The sequence below is a fragment of the uncultured Fibrobacter sp. genome (assembly GCF_947166265.1).
In the GTDB taxonomy this organism is placed as follows: Bacteria; Fibrobacterota; Fibrobacteria; order Fibrobacterales; family Fibrobacteraceae; genus Fibrobacter.
Map to the genome: position 1 here is coordinate 207,162 of NZ_CAMVDO010000002.1, position 14,124 is coordinate 221,285.

The window sequence follows — 14,124 nt, forward strand, 5'->3', positions numbered from 1 at the left end:
TCGTATAGTCTTATTTATTCTTTTATTTAAACTTTTCTCCATTCCTCAACAAAATCCACTTTCTGAACCACTCCGGTTCATTTTCGACATTGTCCACAAGCGTCTTGACTTTACGTTTCCCTAAACGGGCATCAAGTACCGCCAGTAATCGAATGAAATAGTTGTCATTGTTAATGGCCTGATCGATAGAAAGTTCGGTCAGATATTCATGAATATAGCCCATTGCGCGAGTTTCCCAAAAACCTCCTGCGACTAATCCCGTTTCACGGATAATCTCATTATCGCTTTTTTCTTCAAAACAGTAAACTCCGTCACGAAAAAATTGCCGATAAAACTGCGGATTCGTGCAAAACCAAGCTTCACCATCAACGACAATGGACAGAACATGCATTTCAGTCCACCAATCGTGTTTTTCCTTGCACCCTTTTGTTCGGTAAACATCGTAATGGTAGCTTACGCGCCCCTTTAGTCCCTCTGCAAGCCTGCTTTCCAAGATTTGTCTTGTTTTACTCCACATAATCTACCCCCTAAAGAGAAATATCATAGTTGAGATAAAAACACCTCAAGTCCATATTCACGATATCGCTGTAAGAATAGAGACTATGGTGCAGATTATCCATCAAATGGCACAGGAACTTCGTCATTCCGTTTTTTACGAAATAGTCGTATTTCAGCCATTTTCCCCATGCTTTGAAAACGCAGTTCTCGTTATCGCGCGGATTTTCCGGTTCTTGCCCATCGCCAAAGGTAAACCAATCGAGCGCACGCATATCCGCATAATCTTGCAGCAAACCGCAGAGCCAGTCGTATTTCTGTTCGTGTTCATCGTCGTCGATGTACATCGCATCGTAATTGATCTCGCCAGTAACCTGGTAATCCTTGTAAACATCGAATCCCTGCGAAATGAGGCCGTCCAGATTCCGCTTGATTTCGACGAACTTCTGGTACATTTCGTATTCCAGCTTGCGGATGTGCTGATCGAGCCGAATCAACTTGTCTAGGTTTTCTTCGGTCCAGACAAATTTCGAGTTCAGCTTTCTATAACGATCAAACAGGAATTCCTTATTCACTTCTGCATAGCGCATTTTATATGCATAATAAGGCTCAATCGTATCCTTGTCATCTTTTAGGTCGCAATACCGCTTCATCCTCTCGACTTTTTCCAAGCCGCCCTCAACGCCCTTGTAGAAATCCTCAAGAACCTTCCAGTCGGTATGCCTAGCAATCATATACATATTACGATTCATCGCGGCTCCTTGTTAAGTGCCGAATGTAAATATATACACGCTATGCGACAGCTACTGACGCATATTATAGGTTTAAACAATCCGCGTCATTTCCGCGATATCGAGGCATTGATAAAGCGTATTTTGGCAATTACCTTCATAATGGCAGTGATAATGGCCGTAAAACCACAAGGTCGGATTGACTATTTGCAAAACATAATCCAGATACTTGCGAGATTCGACAATTTTTAGCCATGTTTCATCTCGCACATAACCGGCCCGCACAAGGGGCGGTTCAAAAGAAAGCGGGGCCTCGTGCGACACGACAATATCAACGCTTTCGGGAAATAAGGTCCTTGAGTTTGTCGAAGGGGCCGAATCAGTCGAAGGCGCCTCATCCGGCCACCAGACACGTTTGGAAGAGCCGAACTTGATTAAGGAATCGTTTATCATTCGTCGCGACTTTCGACTCAGCGGGTCAACCATGTCAATATCGGCAGAAACTGCCCCACCGACGGGGTAAATTCTCTTGCCGCACAATTCAATTATGCAGTAATCCGGCAGAAAATGCAACCGTTCAAAATCGTGCTTACCATCGAAAAATGCAGGATCGTCGTGATTGCCACGAATCGTGTATATGCAAATGTCATTTTTTTCTAGAGCCGCACGCACTTTGCCATAGGCGACATCCATCGATTTCGGGCGACCGAAACCCGCACCGAAATCACCGACAACCAGGATATCAACGCACGATATCCCACGATTCACCGCTTTCCGGACAAACCCAGATATTTCGCCGTGAATGTCCCCGCATATCCATAGTTGTCGTTCGTTGCGCATAATCACCCCATTAGGTTCACCACGACCTTCACCATCATTTCCATGTCTTCGGGACGGCTCTCCGCAATCATCAGCGTCATAGTCACGAGTGTCGCATCGGCGATTCGCTTGGAACCGTCATCCTTGTACAAGATGCCATTATTCAGCAAAAACCACAAAAAGAGCGTCGCCGCAATGCGCTTGTTACCATCACTGAATGAATGATTCTTCGTAACGAGGTAAAGGAGCATCGCAGCCTTCTGCTCAACGCTCGGGTAAAGCTCCACACCGCCAAAGGTCTGGTAAATCTGCCCGATACTGCTCTTGAAGGATTCGTCCTTCTCGTGCCCGAACAATTCGCTACCACCGAACTTTTCCTTGAGTCCCTGAATTGCCGCCATTGCATTCTCATAAGTCGCATGGAACTTTTCTGCGGCCGTACTTTTTCGAAGCACAAGTCTCTGGTGGTCGTAATCATCAAGCGTATCGAGCGCAAAGGCGTAATCCGTCACCACATAAACCAGCGACTGCGTATCTTTATCAAATTTTTCGTTCTGCATATAGTTTCCTTTTTTAGGCATTTTTCTGAGCCGCGTTAGGTTCAATTCCAAGTTCTTCCATAATCTTCTGGGCAATCTGCGAAATCATGTACTTGCCCATATTATTGTACCCTGCCCAAGTATCTATGCAGGTCATTTTCTGCAAGTCCACGTCTTTAAAGTTCAGAGGCATTCCCAATGGGCTAAAAGCTCGCTGCAAAATTTCGACCAGCGGAATATTATCCATAAACGACCCAGAAGGCTCTCGCTGCTCGACATCAAAACCGACACCCAGTTTGTATGCTTCTTGAGAACCCGCATCCTTGACGATTACAGATTCCTGATTGAATGCCTTGGCAAGTTTCTGCACATTTTTGAAAAAATCCGGCTTACAGCCCGTGTTGATAAAGACATAGCAATTATCACCTATCGCTACGGCATAGCGCAACTTGAGGGCCACAGCATATAGTTTGCGGTCCCAATCCTGCCGGTACGTCTGCGGTACAAAGCCGGAATTTTTGTATTCCCCGCTTTCTGTATACTCCCGAATTTTGCTATAGACACCATAGCCCATAGCCTCGATACGGTCAGGGAATTTGCAAACCACCGCACATTCGAACTGCTCAAAATATCTTGCGATTTTTTCTACAATAGAATAGTCCAATTCGTGCCTATATCTCATATCGGTTCCTTGTCTGCCGATAATATACATAGGCTATGCGACAATTACTGACTCATAAAATCAGTCTCATTCCAGCATATCAATCATCGCATGGTAAATTTCCGTGCATTCTACCTGCATAATGGTGGTAATTTTATTGCCGGCATCCTTGGAAGAAGCGCCGCAGTGGAACAATTTTTCACCCTTTGAACCATAATCCAGAAAAATATAGCGGTCGTGAAATATTCCGTTCGTCGTTTTCATTTTTAGCGAAACATCGGGCCGCGCCTTCAAAAAATCCTTCTGCATCTGTTCCGTCAGCGTCTCAAAACCGCGCCCATCGCTGTAAATCGTTACAGAAACGTTCTTGGCAATTTCACGCAACAAATCTAGTGTTTTGACCCCCACATAATCGTCAATGATCAAGATGGACTTCTTCGCCATGCCATAAATCTGCGTGTACGCGATATCAGCTTCCAGCTTGCGACCATTCAGAATCAAGAAATGCTTGTAAGTCGACGGATCGATGAAATTATCCATGACCTTCTGCAAATCCGCATTCATCTTGCTGAATTCGCCCCGCATCTCATGAACTTCTCCAGAAAGGATCTTGACGTCCGTCGATACAGCGGCAACATCCCTTGTGTTTTGGGCTGTTTGCAACGCCAGCGGAGTGACTTCTGAACCACTGAGCAGCAAGCCCTCCGAAACGGCATAATCTTTCAGCCGTTTGAAAAGACGGATGAGCGCCATACTTTGTTGTATCGCCAAATCACCTTTCAACACAGTCATAAGCATATAAATGCCTTGTTCTGTAAAAGCAAAGGGGGCATACTTGATATTAGATCCGCGAGAGCCTTTGTTCAAGGTCAAAAATGGGGATGCGGACGAATAGTTGGACACAACTTGAGGACGCATCATGTACTTTACTGAAGAACAAATCGCCAAGGCGTTGGAAAAATTCCATGATTTAAAGTCAGCGACAAAGGTTGTAAGAGAACTCGGTTATCCATCGACAAAACAGTTGTACAAGTGGATAAAGAGGGAAGGCCAACCACGTCAGGAAAGAAAAAAGCATCATAAGATCATAAACACCCCAGAGCATCCGGCACATGCCCCTCTCATGATTAAGCTCGAGGCCATCCACAGATGCTACGAAATGGGCGAACCGATGATTTCTGTCGCCAAGGATATTGGATATACGTACGCAAGTATCTATTATTGGTATCAGAGCTATAAAAAGTACGGACTTATGGGACTGCAGAACAAACCAAGACCAACGAAGCGGAAGCAGGCGAAAGAAAAGGATCTTTCTTCTGAAGACGCGAAGGCGCTGAACGAGAAAATCCGAAGTCTCCAGCTGGAAGTTGACATACTGAAGGAGACGCTGAACATAATAAAAAAAGACCCAGGCGTTGACCTGTCTGCCCTTCGGAACAGGGAAAAAACACAGCTCGTCAACGCCTTACGCAACCGCTACGAATTAAGGGATATCCTGCTCGCGCTGGGAATGTCTCGAAGCGTCTATTATTACAACGTAAAGCATCTGGACGACCGCAACAACAAGGATCGTCAGTTGCTCAAGGAACTTGTCCCCATATTCGACGAGTCCAACAAGACCTACGGCTACAGGCGAATCCACAGCGAACTTTCAAGGATCGGAAGGACTGTTTCCGAGAAGGTTGTCAGACGCGCAATGAAACTCGGCAACCTCGTTGTCTACAAGCCCAAGAAGCTGAAGTACAGTTCGTACAAGGGCGAGATTACGCCCGCCGTTCCCAATATCCTCAACCGTAATTTTCACGCCGACGCCCCCAATCAAAAATGGCTGACAGACATAACGGAGTTCCCGCTGCACGACGGCAAGGTGTACCTATCGCCAATTATCGACTGCTTCGACGGGGCGCCTGTGTGCTGGACAATCGGGGAGTCCCCTGACGCGACTCTAGTCGACGAGATGCTGGACAAGGCCGTCGCGACACTCCATGAGGGCGAAGCCCCGATTATCCATACGGACAGAGGGAGTCATTACAGATGGCCCGGATGGATCGAGAGGATGAAAAAGTACGGACTGACACGATCCATGTCAAGGAAGGGCTACACTCCCGACAATGCAGCCTGCGAGGGCTTTTTCGGTATACTCAAGAACGAGTTCTTCTACAGCAGAAATTGGAGAAAAGTCGACAAGGAAGAGTTCAAGGCCGAGCTTGAAAAATATCTAGAATGGTTTTGCTCGAAACGGATAAAGGTCGGGCTCAACGGAATGAGCCCAGCGGATTACCGGAAACTATATTTGGACAAGCAATCTGTCTAAATTATTGTCCGCATCCCCAATTTTGACCTTGAAACGCCGTTGTTTTCTAATCCCGTGTTCAAGGTGCAAAATTTGCACCTTGAAAGTTCTTCGATTTCTTTATTAGATAATTGGAATCGGAAATCATCCGCAAAACGCTCAATATTATTTTTGACCTGCTGATTGAACGCCTTGGTACTATACCCGTAAATCTCCGCCAAATCGGCGTCAAGCATAACCTTAACACCTCGAATCGTATATATTCGAGACTTGAGCAGACTCTCGTCTATCAGGGAAAATTCAGACTTCGCCGAAGCGGAAACTTCACTAACCACAGCCATTCCAGCGGCAGCAACTACTTTTTTCATCATTCACTCCTTTGCGGAACAAGCAAAAAATCCGCAAATACACATTTCCGCCACCAAAGATACACAAATGTTCACCATTCGTCAAGAGATAAACGCAAAAATTCGCCCAAATTCATCATTTTGTCAAAAATATATGCTATTTTGATATTGACATAGCCCCGTACCGAATTGTTCGGAGCGACCAGAATTTTTGAGATTACAAATTCCACGCCTTTTTAATGAGGATACCCAAATATGCTGACGCCGAGAGAACAACAACAGGCAGCAAAGAAATTCGCTAACGATTGGAAAGATAAAGGCAAGGAAATTGGCGAAAGTCAAAAGTTTTGGTGTGACCTTCTCTGTCATGTTTTTGGAATCCAAGATTTTGCTAATTACATAGATTTTGAAATCAATGTACAACTAGACCATTCTTCTCGTGCTGACGGATATATTTCCGCTACGAGAGTCCTTATAGAACAGAAAAGCGTTGACAAAGATTTGAAAGAGCCCATCAAGCAATCGGATGGTTCGCTTCTAGACCCATTCTCACAAGCAAAGCGCTACGCTATGGAGTTGGGATTTTCCAAATATCCACGATGGATCATTACCTGCAATTTCAAGTCATTCCTAATCTATGATATGGAAAATCCTCATAAAGATCCCGAAGAAATCTTATTGAAGAACCTTGAAAAAGAATATTACCGATTGTCATTCCTTGTAAACGACAAGAATATACATTTGCAAAAAGAATTTGAAGTATCTGTAAAAGCGGGCGACATCATCGGGGAATTGTACAACTTGATAAAAGCCCAGTATCGCGATGCAGATAATCCAAGCCCCGCGACATTGAGAAGCCTAAATATGCTATGTGTCCGCATAGTCTTTTGCCTTTATGCCGAGGACGCGGGAGTATTCGGGAGTAAATCTAGTTTCGGGGATTATCTATCTAATTGCGACGCATCCGATTTACGGGATGCCTTGTTGCAACTATTTAAGGTATTAGATCAAAGACCTGAACATCGTGACGTGTATATGAAACCTGTTCTTGCAGCATTTCCTTATGTAAATGGAGGATTATTTACAGAAGAAGATACAACCATACCGCAACTAACGGATGAAATCAAGAACTTACTTGTCAAGCAGGCTTCTAATGATTTTGATTGGTCGGAAATCAGCCCGACAATTTTTGGAGCAATCTTTGAAAGCACCTTGAACCCTGTTACAAGACGTGAAGGGGGAATGCACTACACTAGCATTGAAAACATCCATAAAGTCATAGACCCCTTATTTTTAAACGACTTGCTACTTGAATTTGAAGACATCAAGAAGATTAGGAGTAAGACCGAACAAACAAATGCTATTATCGCATTTCAAAAGAAATTAGGTTCTCTTAAATTTCTTGACCCAGCTAGTGGCAGTGGCAATTTCTTGACGGAAACATATCTGTGTCTTCGCCGTCTAGAAAATGAATGTTTGAAAATACGTTTTAATAACAAAATAATGCTTGATGTATTTGATGATGCGATTTATGTAAGCATTAACCAATTTTATGGTATAGAGATTAATGACTTTGCAGTAGTGGTTGCAAAGACCGCTTTGTGGATTGCGGAACATCAAATGTTGAAAGAAACCGCAAATATCATACAAAAAGATTTGAACTTTTTGCCTTTAAAAAGTTATGCAAATATTGTAGAAGCGAATGCATTGACTTTTGATTGGGAAACTGTTGTTCCTAAAAGCGAGTTAAATTACATTGTAGGTAATCCTCCTTTTGTAGGGGCAATGAAAATGAATAAAGTTCAACACGAAGAAATATCAAAGATATTTCCCGAATGCGAAAAGTCGGGTGAGATTGACTACGTTGCAGGGTGGTACGTGAAAGCATCTCACTACATACAAGGAAGCCAGATCGAGTGTGCCCTAGTATCTACAAATTCTATTTGCCAAGGGCAACAGGTGGCTTTGATTTGGAAGCCCCTATTTGAGAAATATAAGGTTGAATTTAATTATGCATATAGGACGTTTAGATGGGATAGCGAAGCAAATATAAAGGCTAAAGTTCACTGCATTATCATTGGTTTTTGCTGTTTCCATAAGAATAAGCAGAAAATCATTTATCGTATAAATAAACCAGAAATATATGCAAAGAATATCAATGGCTATTTAACAGAACTTGACAATGTTTTCATCGTTTCCAATACGGAACCAATTTCAAATATGCCAAAGATGCATATGGGAGTCATGCCTCGTGATGGCGGAAATTTGATTCTATCACAAGAAGAATATCAAGAATATATCAAAAAAGAACCTTTAGGGAAAAAATGGATTCGAGCATACACAATGGGGGAAGAATTTATAAACAATATTCCACGTTATTGCTTTTGGCTAGTGGATGCAGACCCTAAAGAAATGCAGAAGTGTCCATTATTGTTAAAACGAATAGAATGTGTACGATCTTCTAGATTAGGCAGCAAAGCTTTAGACACACAAAAGAAAGCTGACACGCCACATTTATTTGCTCAAAGAGCGCAACCTACTCAAAACTTCCTTGCTTTTCCAAAAGTTTCTTCAGGACAAAGAAAATACATACCTATAGGTTTTTTAACTCCCGATATAATTGTTGGGGATAAAGTGTTTGTTGTAGAAAACGCAACCCTTTATCACTTTGGCGTTTTGACTTCTTGCGTTCACAATGCTTGGATGAGAGCCGTTGCAGGGCGATTGAAAAGTGATTATAGTTATTCCAACACAATCGTATACAACAACTTCCCATGGTGTAGCCCTACAGCCAAACAGAAAGAAAAGATTGAGCAAACAGCCCAAGCAATACTAGACGCTAGGCAAAAGTATGCTGATAGTTCTTTGGCAGATATGTATGGTGAGAATATGTATCTATATACAGACTTGCTAGAAGCTCATCGAGCTAATGACAAGGCTGTTATGCAAGCTTATGGGTTCAAAGAGACAATGAGCGAAATGGATGTAGTTACAAAATTGCTGCAAATGTACGAGAAGTCGGCAAGTAAAACGAAGTAGCAGGAGGCTTTTTCCTAATCTACTCAAACTTCTGAACGGAATAGCCTTCACGGAATCAGGCATTGTGTAGTAGGAATTATGAGTAAATCAGGTTCCATTAGGAGAACCGGCTTTTCTTTCGCGACCACCTGCAGCACGGTCATGGATTTCGGAACTTAGCCACAAATCAAGAACTCATTATGTCCTAAAAAAGCCTCCTATAATCCGGCATGGGCAAGTTGAGAGGCTGCATACGGCCTTCGTCAATGCCTTCAACTTCATTGTTGAAGGCCCAGACGGCAGCTTGCCATACATTGTGAACACCGTCGCAACAGTTATCTTTCGGCGATTTTAGGAACTCGCACAAGATTTCTTTTTCGCGGTCATCCAGGACCCAGATGGACTTGTTGTACGAAGCACCCAATTCATATTTCGGCTCCAAGAAGGAGATTCGCGCACACTTGGTCGCAAGCCCGGGGCGCCAATGATTGTATAGCACGAAGTATGATTTCTTTTTCGGACCCATATCAACGTACGCACGGATATTGAGATTAAGTTCCCTGCTCCATCCCGCCCCACATGAGACCATGTTAAATTCCTTGATCTGCAACTTGCCATCGGGCGAATAGACATTTATCTTGCGCTCGGACAGGTAATCCAAATCGTTATTCAGCGGAAGAAACTGAATGGAATAGCAATAGACGGGGCAATAGAAATCGCCGTTTTTCACAAAATCCTTCAGTTGCTTCTTGGCTTCGCGCAACGTCGTCCAGATTCCAAGATCGTGCTGGACCTTTTCGCCATCAACGCCATTCGGAAGAATCGTCGCCACTAATTGATAAACGCTTGTCATGTGCATAAAGCCTCACTATACCCTATATATGAATCTTCGTATAAATATGAAAATCTTCTAATTTCATGCGCATGGCGTCTTCGAGGGAGTAACTGCCATCGGCAAAGAACTTATGCATTGCAAAGCAGATATATTCGTCCTTGAATTCAGGTAGGTCAAGCCCTTCGATGTTCCAGCTCAGTTCCTCATGCCAGGCGTTCAATTCCCTGTAATCATCGGGCTCCTTGCCGGGGGCATCATTTAAATCAACTTCAAAACGGTTCGTCTTGTCATAGGAATCGTAAAGACCGGAAACTTCTCCTTCCCAATTTTCTTCTGACTCGTATACGATATACGTCTCGATACAGAAAGTCTTGTAATACGACTTGCCCTGCGCCATGAGAGCCATCATATCCTTATACATGTTGAAGGCGACTTTTGCACATTCGTCCTGCAGTTCATGGAGACGTCTGTTAATTTGCAACAGCTTGTCGATATTTTCCTTACTGTGTTCAAAGCGGGCATTGGCAATAACCTTCCGCGCCAAGAGTTGCAAGTCCTGATGGTGTTCATCTTCAAACTCGCATTTCTTTCGTTCCTTGAGCCAGCCTCTTTCCTCAATCAGGAGTTTCATTATACTATCAATGTATTCTTGACTTCTGCGTTCTTCGTATTTCATAGTTACCTCCCCTACAGCCCCATGGTTCTTCCTTCGCGGCCGTCCTTGTAGGCGATTTCGGACTTGAGGGCATTCAAGATGGCATCGGCGGTGAGTTCGCTTTCATCGTAGAAGCGGAGCGTGCTATAGGCGGCATTGAAGTCGCCGGGGGCGAGCATGCGCATATTCCTTGCGGCATCGGGGCAGGCCACCGAAGGGAAAAATCCGCGCCAAAGCGATTCGATTCCTTCGGGCTTAAGGTAGCCGAACTTTACCTTGAGTGCAAAGCGGCGGCGAGAGGCCATGTCGAGCGTGCCGTCAAAGTTGGTCGCAGCGATAAAGATTCCCTTGAAGTTCTCCATCTGCGTAAGCATCTCGTTCACCTGGGTCACTTCCCAGCTGTGGTTTGCACCGCTACGGTCGCGAATCAGGCTGTCGGCTTCGTCGAGGAATAATATCGCCTTCGATTCTTCGGCGTCCTTGAACATTTTGCGGATATTCTTTTCGGTGTCGCCTACGTAACAGTTCAACAGATCGCTCGCCTTTTTGACAACGAGCTTGCGGTTGAGCGTTCGCGCAAGGTGTTTTGCGAATTCGGTCTTGCCGGTACCCGGCGGCCCGTAAAGGAGCATATTCAGGCTATCGGGGCGGTCACCTTCCTTCATCTGTTTCCAGCGTACGTCAAAGGCGTTCATCGTCTTCAAAATCCTGGGCATGTCAGCATCGGTGTTGATTGCATCGAGCAAGTAACGCGGTGCGCGACTTTCCTTGTCACGGTTCACGTATTCCAATTCCAACTTCAGAAGTTCCGCCTGCGCCTCGGCAATGGTACGCACACTCTGCACGGGGTCAATGTCGCAACCCGCCATGACAAGGCGCTTCGTGCCCGCCACGGCCTGCGTAATGCCTCCCGCTGTAATCGGCAATTCTGCCGAAAGCTGCCTAATGGTATTTTGCGACAGAAGTGACTTGGCGTCCTGTTCGCGCACCACCGATTTCCACACCTGCAAACGCTTTTCGGCATCGGGGCGTTCAAAATGAATGGAATAGTCGAAGCGGCGCAAGGTGCTTTTTTCAATATTCTCCACCATGTTCGAAATCCAGATGACGGGCACCTTGATCTGTTCCAGGAAAAAGTTGAGCGCACCCTTTTCGCAGTTGTTCAGAATGATGTCAGATTCGTCAACAAGCAAAATAGCCTTCTGGTTCTTGTACTTGGTGGCCGCAAAAAGGATACTCCCCATGCGTTCCTGCAACGACTCATTTTCAAGATTATTCCTGTGAATTCCCTTAGTGCTAATATTGGTGAGCACCAGGGGGCGGTGCAGCTTACTGGCAATGGACTTGGCAAGTTCCGTCTTGCCGGTTCCTTCAACGCCGTAAAAGAACAGGTTGAGTCCTTGCCCCTTTTGGGCGTACTTGAGCATATTATAGGCAATCTGAATTTTCGGATTGTCGCGGCAAAGCGTCTTGTACGGAACCGAATCACCTTCGTAAACCTGAAAATAGAGCGAATCGAGGTCGTCTCCCGACTGCCCGTCCAAAAAACGATCGACACGCATCGTTGTATCCAGGTGCTCATCGAGCAGGCCCATCTGCTTAAGGGGACCCCGGCAAGAAATTGCCTTTTCAAATTCGAGGTCTGGAAACAGCAACGGAAAAATATCAGACGGCGACGGATCGCTAAACCGATTGTCGGACTTGAAAGCCCGCAACAGGCATTCACACTGCGACTTGTTAAAGAAAATCCACGAGAACATAAGGACTTCCATTTCGGTGTCGTTCAGGCAGAAGCTACGCTGCATAATATTCAGGCGCCTAAAGTAATCGTCATGGAAGTTCGGATTATTGAACATAATCGTAACGAGTTCGTCTATTACGCTATCGTAAAAAACCTTTTGAGAGCTCTTGTCGAAAATACCCTCGCCATTCAGATAATTTTCAACATAGCCGCTGACTTCGGAGCCCGAACAACCACGATCCATAAGGTACTTAAAGCGGTTTATGGCCTTGCGGCGGCGCTGGTAGGCAATGGATTTATTCTCGTCATCTGTATCGATCCGCTTGCCGATATACTTGTCGTTGGATTCCCTGATAAACGCCATTCGCTCGCTTGGCGACATCGCGTCTTCTTCGTCATTGATTTTTGTAAAATGCGCCGAAAGCGCGTTGAAGATTCTTGCCACGCTCTCCTTAGGGAAAATCCGGATGCAGTCATCGGGATCGGGGTAGCACTCGGAATAGCGAATTACACGAATCCAGTATTCGTAGGTCTTGAGCAGGATAAAGTTGAGGGAGGCCCTGGCATCTTTATTGAACTGCAGCAGGGAATTTGCGACATTCTTGAAGTAATCCGGTCTCATTTACGCCTCCTTTTTTTGCGAATTTCTTTTTGCGTGTTTCGCTATGAAATCGCCATTATATATCGAATTTTTAATTCATATTGTCTAAAAGTTCGATAAAAATATAGAAGGTAAATACGACAAATAATGTCGCAAGACTGTTTCAAAAATATAGATAGCTATTTTTAGGCGGAACCGAGCCGCCGTTTGGCGCTATTCGTTTTTTTCGAATTCGAGAATGTCGGCCTGCAGGGTGACATCGTCCGGGAAATACCCCTGGGCGGTGCGCAGCAGGCGCAAGGCCTCGTCGTCGCGTTTCTGGGCATGGGCGTCGTAGGCCATATTCTTGTAGCCGAATACGGCTTCGGCGTTACCCTGCTTGGCGGCGAGTTCGTAAGCGGATTCGGCGCGGTCGAGGAACTTGGCGTCGTAGGCCAAATTTCCGAGGAAGATGGCAGCATCGCTAAAATCGGATTTGATTTGCACCAAATTGTTGAGCACATCCATCGCGACAAAGGGCTTGTTATCTTCGGCGAGAACGTCTGCGAGTTTGTACATCGTGGGTGCATCATCGGGACGCACACCCAGAGCCTCGCGATAAGCGGCAGCGCTTTCTTCGTACTGCTTATTCAAGCGATAAACATCACCCAGGTAAACCAGGAAGTCGATTTCTTCGGGATGGGCGGCATAGCCTTCGCGAATGACGGCAACGGCGCGTTCAAAATCGTTGAGCGAGATGTTCGCTTCGGAAAGCTGATACACGATGCTGATATCATCTTTGTCAAGCTGGTAGGCCTTTTCGATGGCACGCAGGGCGCCGACCGCGTCGCCGGTTTTACTGTAGGCTTCGCCTAAGTAAAGCCAACCGGAAACATTTTCCGGTTCCAGTTTCAACGCACGGTGATACGCCGCCACGCATTCCGGATACTGCTTGAGCCGAAAATAGACGCTCGCCATGTTAAAGAGCGCGGGCGAAAAAGCTCCATTAGAAAAGTCGATTGCCTTGCGATAAGTGGCGGCGGCTTCGGGTAATTTTTCTAACTGGTAGTAACTATTGGCGATGTTGAAACTGGTGGCGACGGGGTCGGCGCCGCGAGATTCCGCCTTGCGGTAAAGCGTGATCGCCTGCTTGAATTTTCCGTCGCGGTAAAGGGCGTTCGCACGTTCCATCAAGTCGTAAGAAGACTGTGCAGCGAAGGAGGATGCGGCAAGGAAAAGCAAAACAGACGAGAGACGAAAGACGAGAGACGAGAGAGATGCAATACAAGAATCTCCCATCAAACCATTGTACTTACTTATCATTCCTTTCATCATCATTTTTAAACTCTTTGCGCAAAGCGCCATTATAATTCTTTCGTCTCTAGTCTGTAGGACCGTAGGTCCGTTCTC

11 protein-coding genes and 2 pseudogenes are annotated in these 14,124 nt (G+C 45.3%); 2 read left to right on the forward strand and 11 right to left on the reverse strand.

The genetic code is table 11. From position 1 onward, the window contains the following. Nucleotides 1-22: 22 nt before the first annotated feature. From Q0W37_RS02100 to Q0W37_RS02125, 6 genes and pseudogenes are all read right to left on the reverse strand, one after another. Nucleotides 23-517, reverse strand: a complete 495-nt coding sequence (locus Q0W37_RS02100; RefSeq protein ID WP_297698306.1) for a hypothetical protein — start codon at nt 515-517, stop codon at nt 23-25. A 10-nt stretch (nt 518-527) separates the two neighbouring features. After that, nucleotides 528-1,247 (reverse strand): hypothetical protein, encoded by a 720-nt coding sequence (locus Q0W37_RS02105; protein WP_297698308.1) that lies wholly within the window; start codon nt 1,245-1,247, stop codon nt 528-530. Between the two features lie 72 nt (nt 1,248-1,319). Next, entirely contained in the window at nt 1,320-2,066 is a 747-nt protein-coding gene (locus Q0W37_RS02110; RefSeq protein ID WP_297698310.1) for a metallophosphoesterase, read from the reverse strand. Between the two features lie 2 nt (nt 2,067-2,068). Continuing rightward, nucleotides 2,069-2,581: pseudogene (locus Q0W37_RS02115) on the reverse strand (type II toxin-antitoxin system death-on-curing family toxin); the annotation flags it as partial. A gap of 37 nt (nt 2,582-2,618) precedes the next feature. Beyond that, nucleotides 2,619-3,266, reverse strand: a complete 648-nt coding sequence (locus Q0W37_RS02120; protein ID WP_297698313.1) for a hypothetical protein — start codon at nt 3,264-3,266, stop codon at nt 2,619-2,621. A gap of 66 nt (nt 3,267-3,332) precedes the next feature. Continuing rightward, a complete protein-coding gene (locus Q0W37_RS02125; RefSeq protein ID WP_297698315.1) occupies nt 3,333-4,043 on the reverse strand; it encodes a hypothetical protein in 711 nt (236 codons plus the stop codon). Nucleotides 4,044-4,164: 121 nt separating this feature from the next. Here Q0W37_RS02125 and Q0W37_RS02130 point away from each other — a divergent pair, with 121 nt between their 5' ends. After that, the gene (locus Q0W37_RS02130; RefSeq protein ID WP_297698317.1) at nt 4,165-5,559 is read left to right on the forward strand and encodes an IS3 family transposase; all 1,395 of its coding nucleotides are present in this window, start codon (nt 4,165-4,167) and stop codon (nt 5,557-5,559) included. Between the two features lie 23 nt (nt 5,560-5,582). On the opposite strand, the pseudogene Q0W37_RS02135 reads toward Q0W37_RS02130, so the two are convergent. Further along, nucleotides 5,583-5,879 (reverse strand): annotated as a pseudogene (locus tag Q0W37_RS02135) (ORF6N domain-containing protein); the annotation flags it as partial. Nucleotides 5,880-6,140: 261 nt separating this feature from the next. On the opposite strand from Q0W37_RS02135, the gene Q0W37_RS02140 reads away from it, so the two are divergent. After that, nucleotides 6,141-8,924 carry a DNA methyltransferase gene (locus Q0W37_RS02140; protein ID WP_297698321.1) on the forward strand — a complete coding sequence of 928 codons (2,784 nt, stop codon included), beginning with the start codon at nt 6,141-6,143 and terminating at the stop codon, nt 8,922-8,924. A gap of 184 nt (nt 8,925-9,108) precedes the next feature. On the opposite strand, the gene Q0W37_RS02145 is transcribed toward Q0W37_RS02140, so the two are convergent. The 4 genes from Q0W37_RS02145 to Q0W37_RS02160 form a co-directional block, all read right to left on the reverse strand. Beyond that, complete coding sequence (locus Q0W37_RS02145) at nt 9,109-9,762, reverse strand: hypothetical protein (protein ID WP_297698323.1); 654 nt, start codon at nt 9,760-9,762, stop codon at nt 9,109-9,111. Nucleotides 9,763-9,778: 16 nt separating this feature from the next. Beyond that, nucleotides 9,779-10,414: a hypothetical protein gene (locus tag Q0W37_RS02150; RefSeq protein WP_297698325.1), complete on the reverse strand. Its 636-nt coding sequence runs from the start codon at nt 10,412-10,414 to the stop codon at nt 9,779-9,781. Between the two features lie 11 nt (nt 10,415-10,425). Beyond that, the gene (locus Q0W37_RS02155) at nt 10,426-12,756 is read right to left on the reverse strand and encodes an ATP-binding protein (protein WP_297698327.1); all 2,331 of its coding nucleotides are present in this window, start codon (nt 12,754-12,756) and stop codon (nt 10,426-10,428) included. Between the two features lie 192 nt (nt 12,757-12,948). After that, entirely contained in the window at nt 12,949-14,052 is a 1,104-nt protein-coding gene (locus Q0W37_RS02160; RefSeq protein WP_297698328.1) for a tetratricopeptide repeat protein, read from the reverse strand. Nucleotides 14,053-14,124 lie beyond the last annotated feature (72 nt).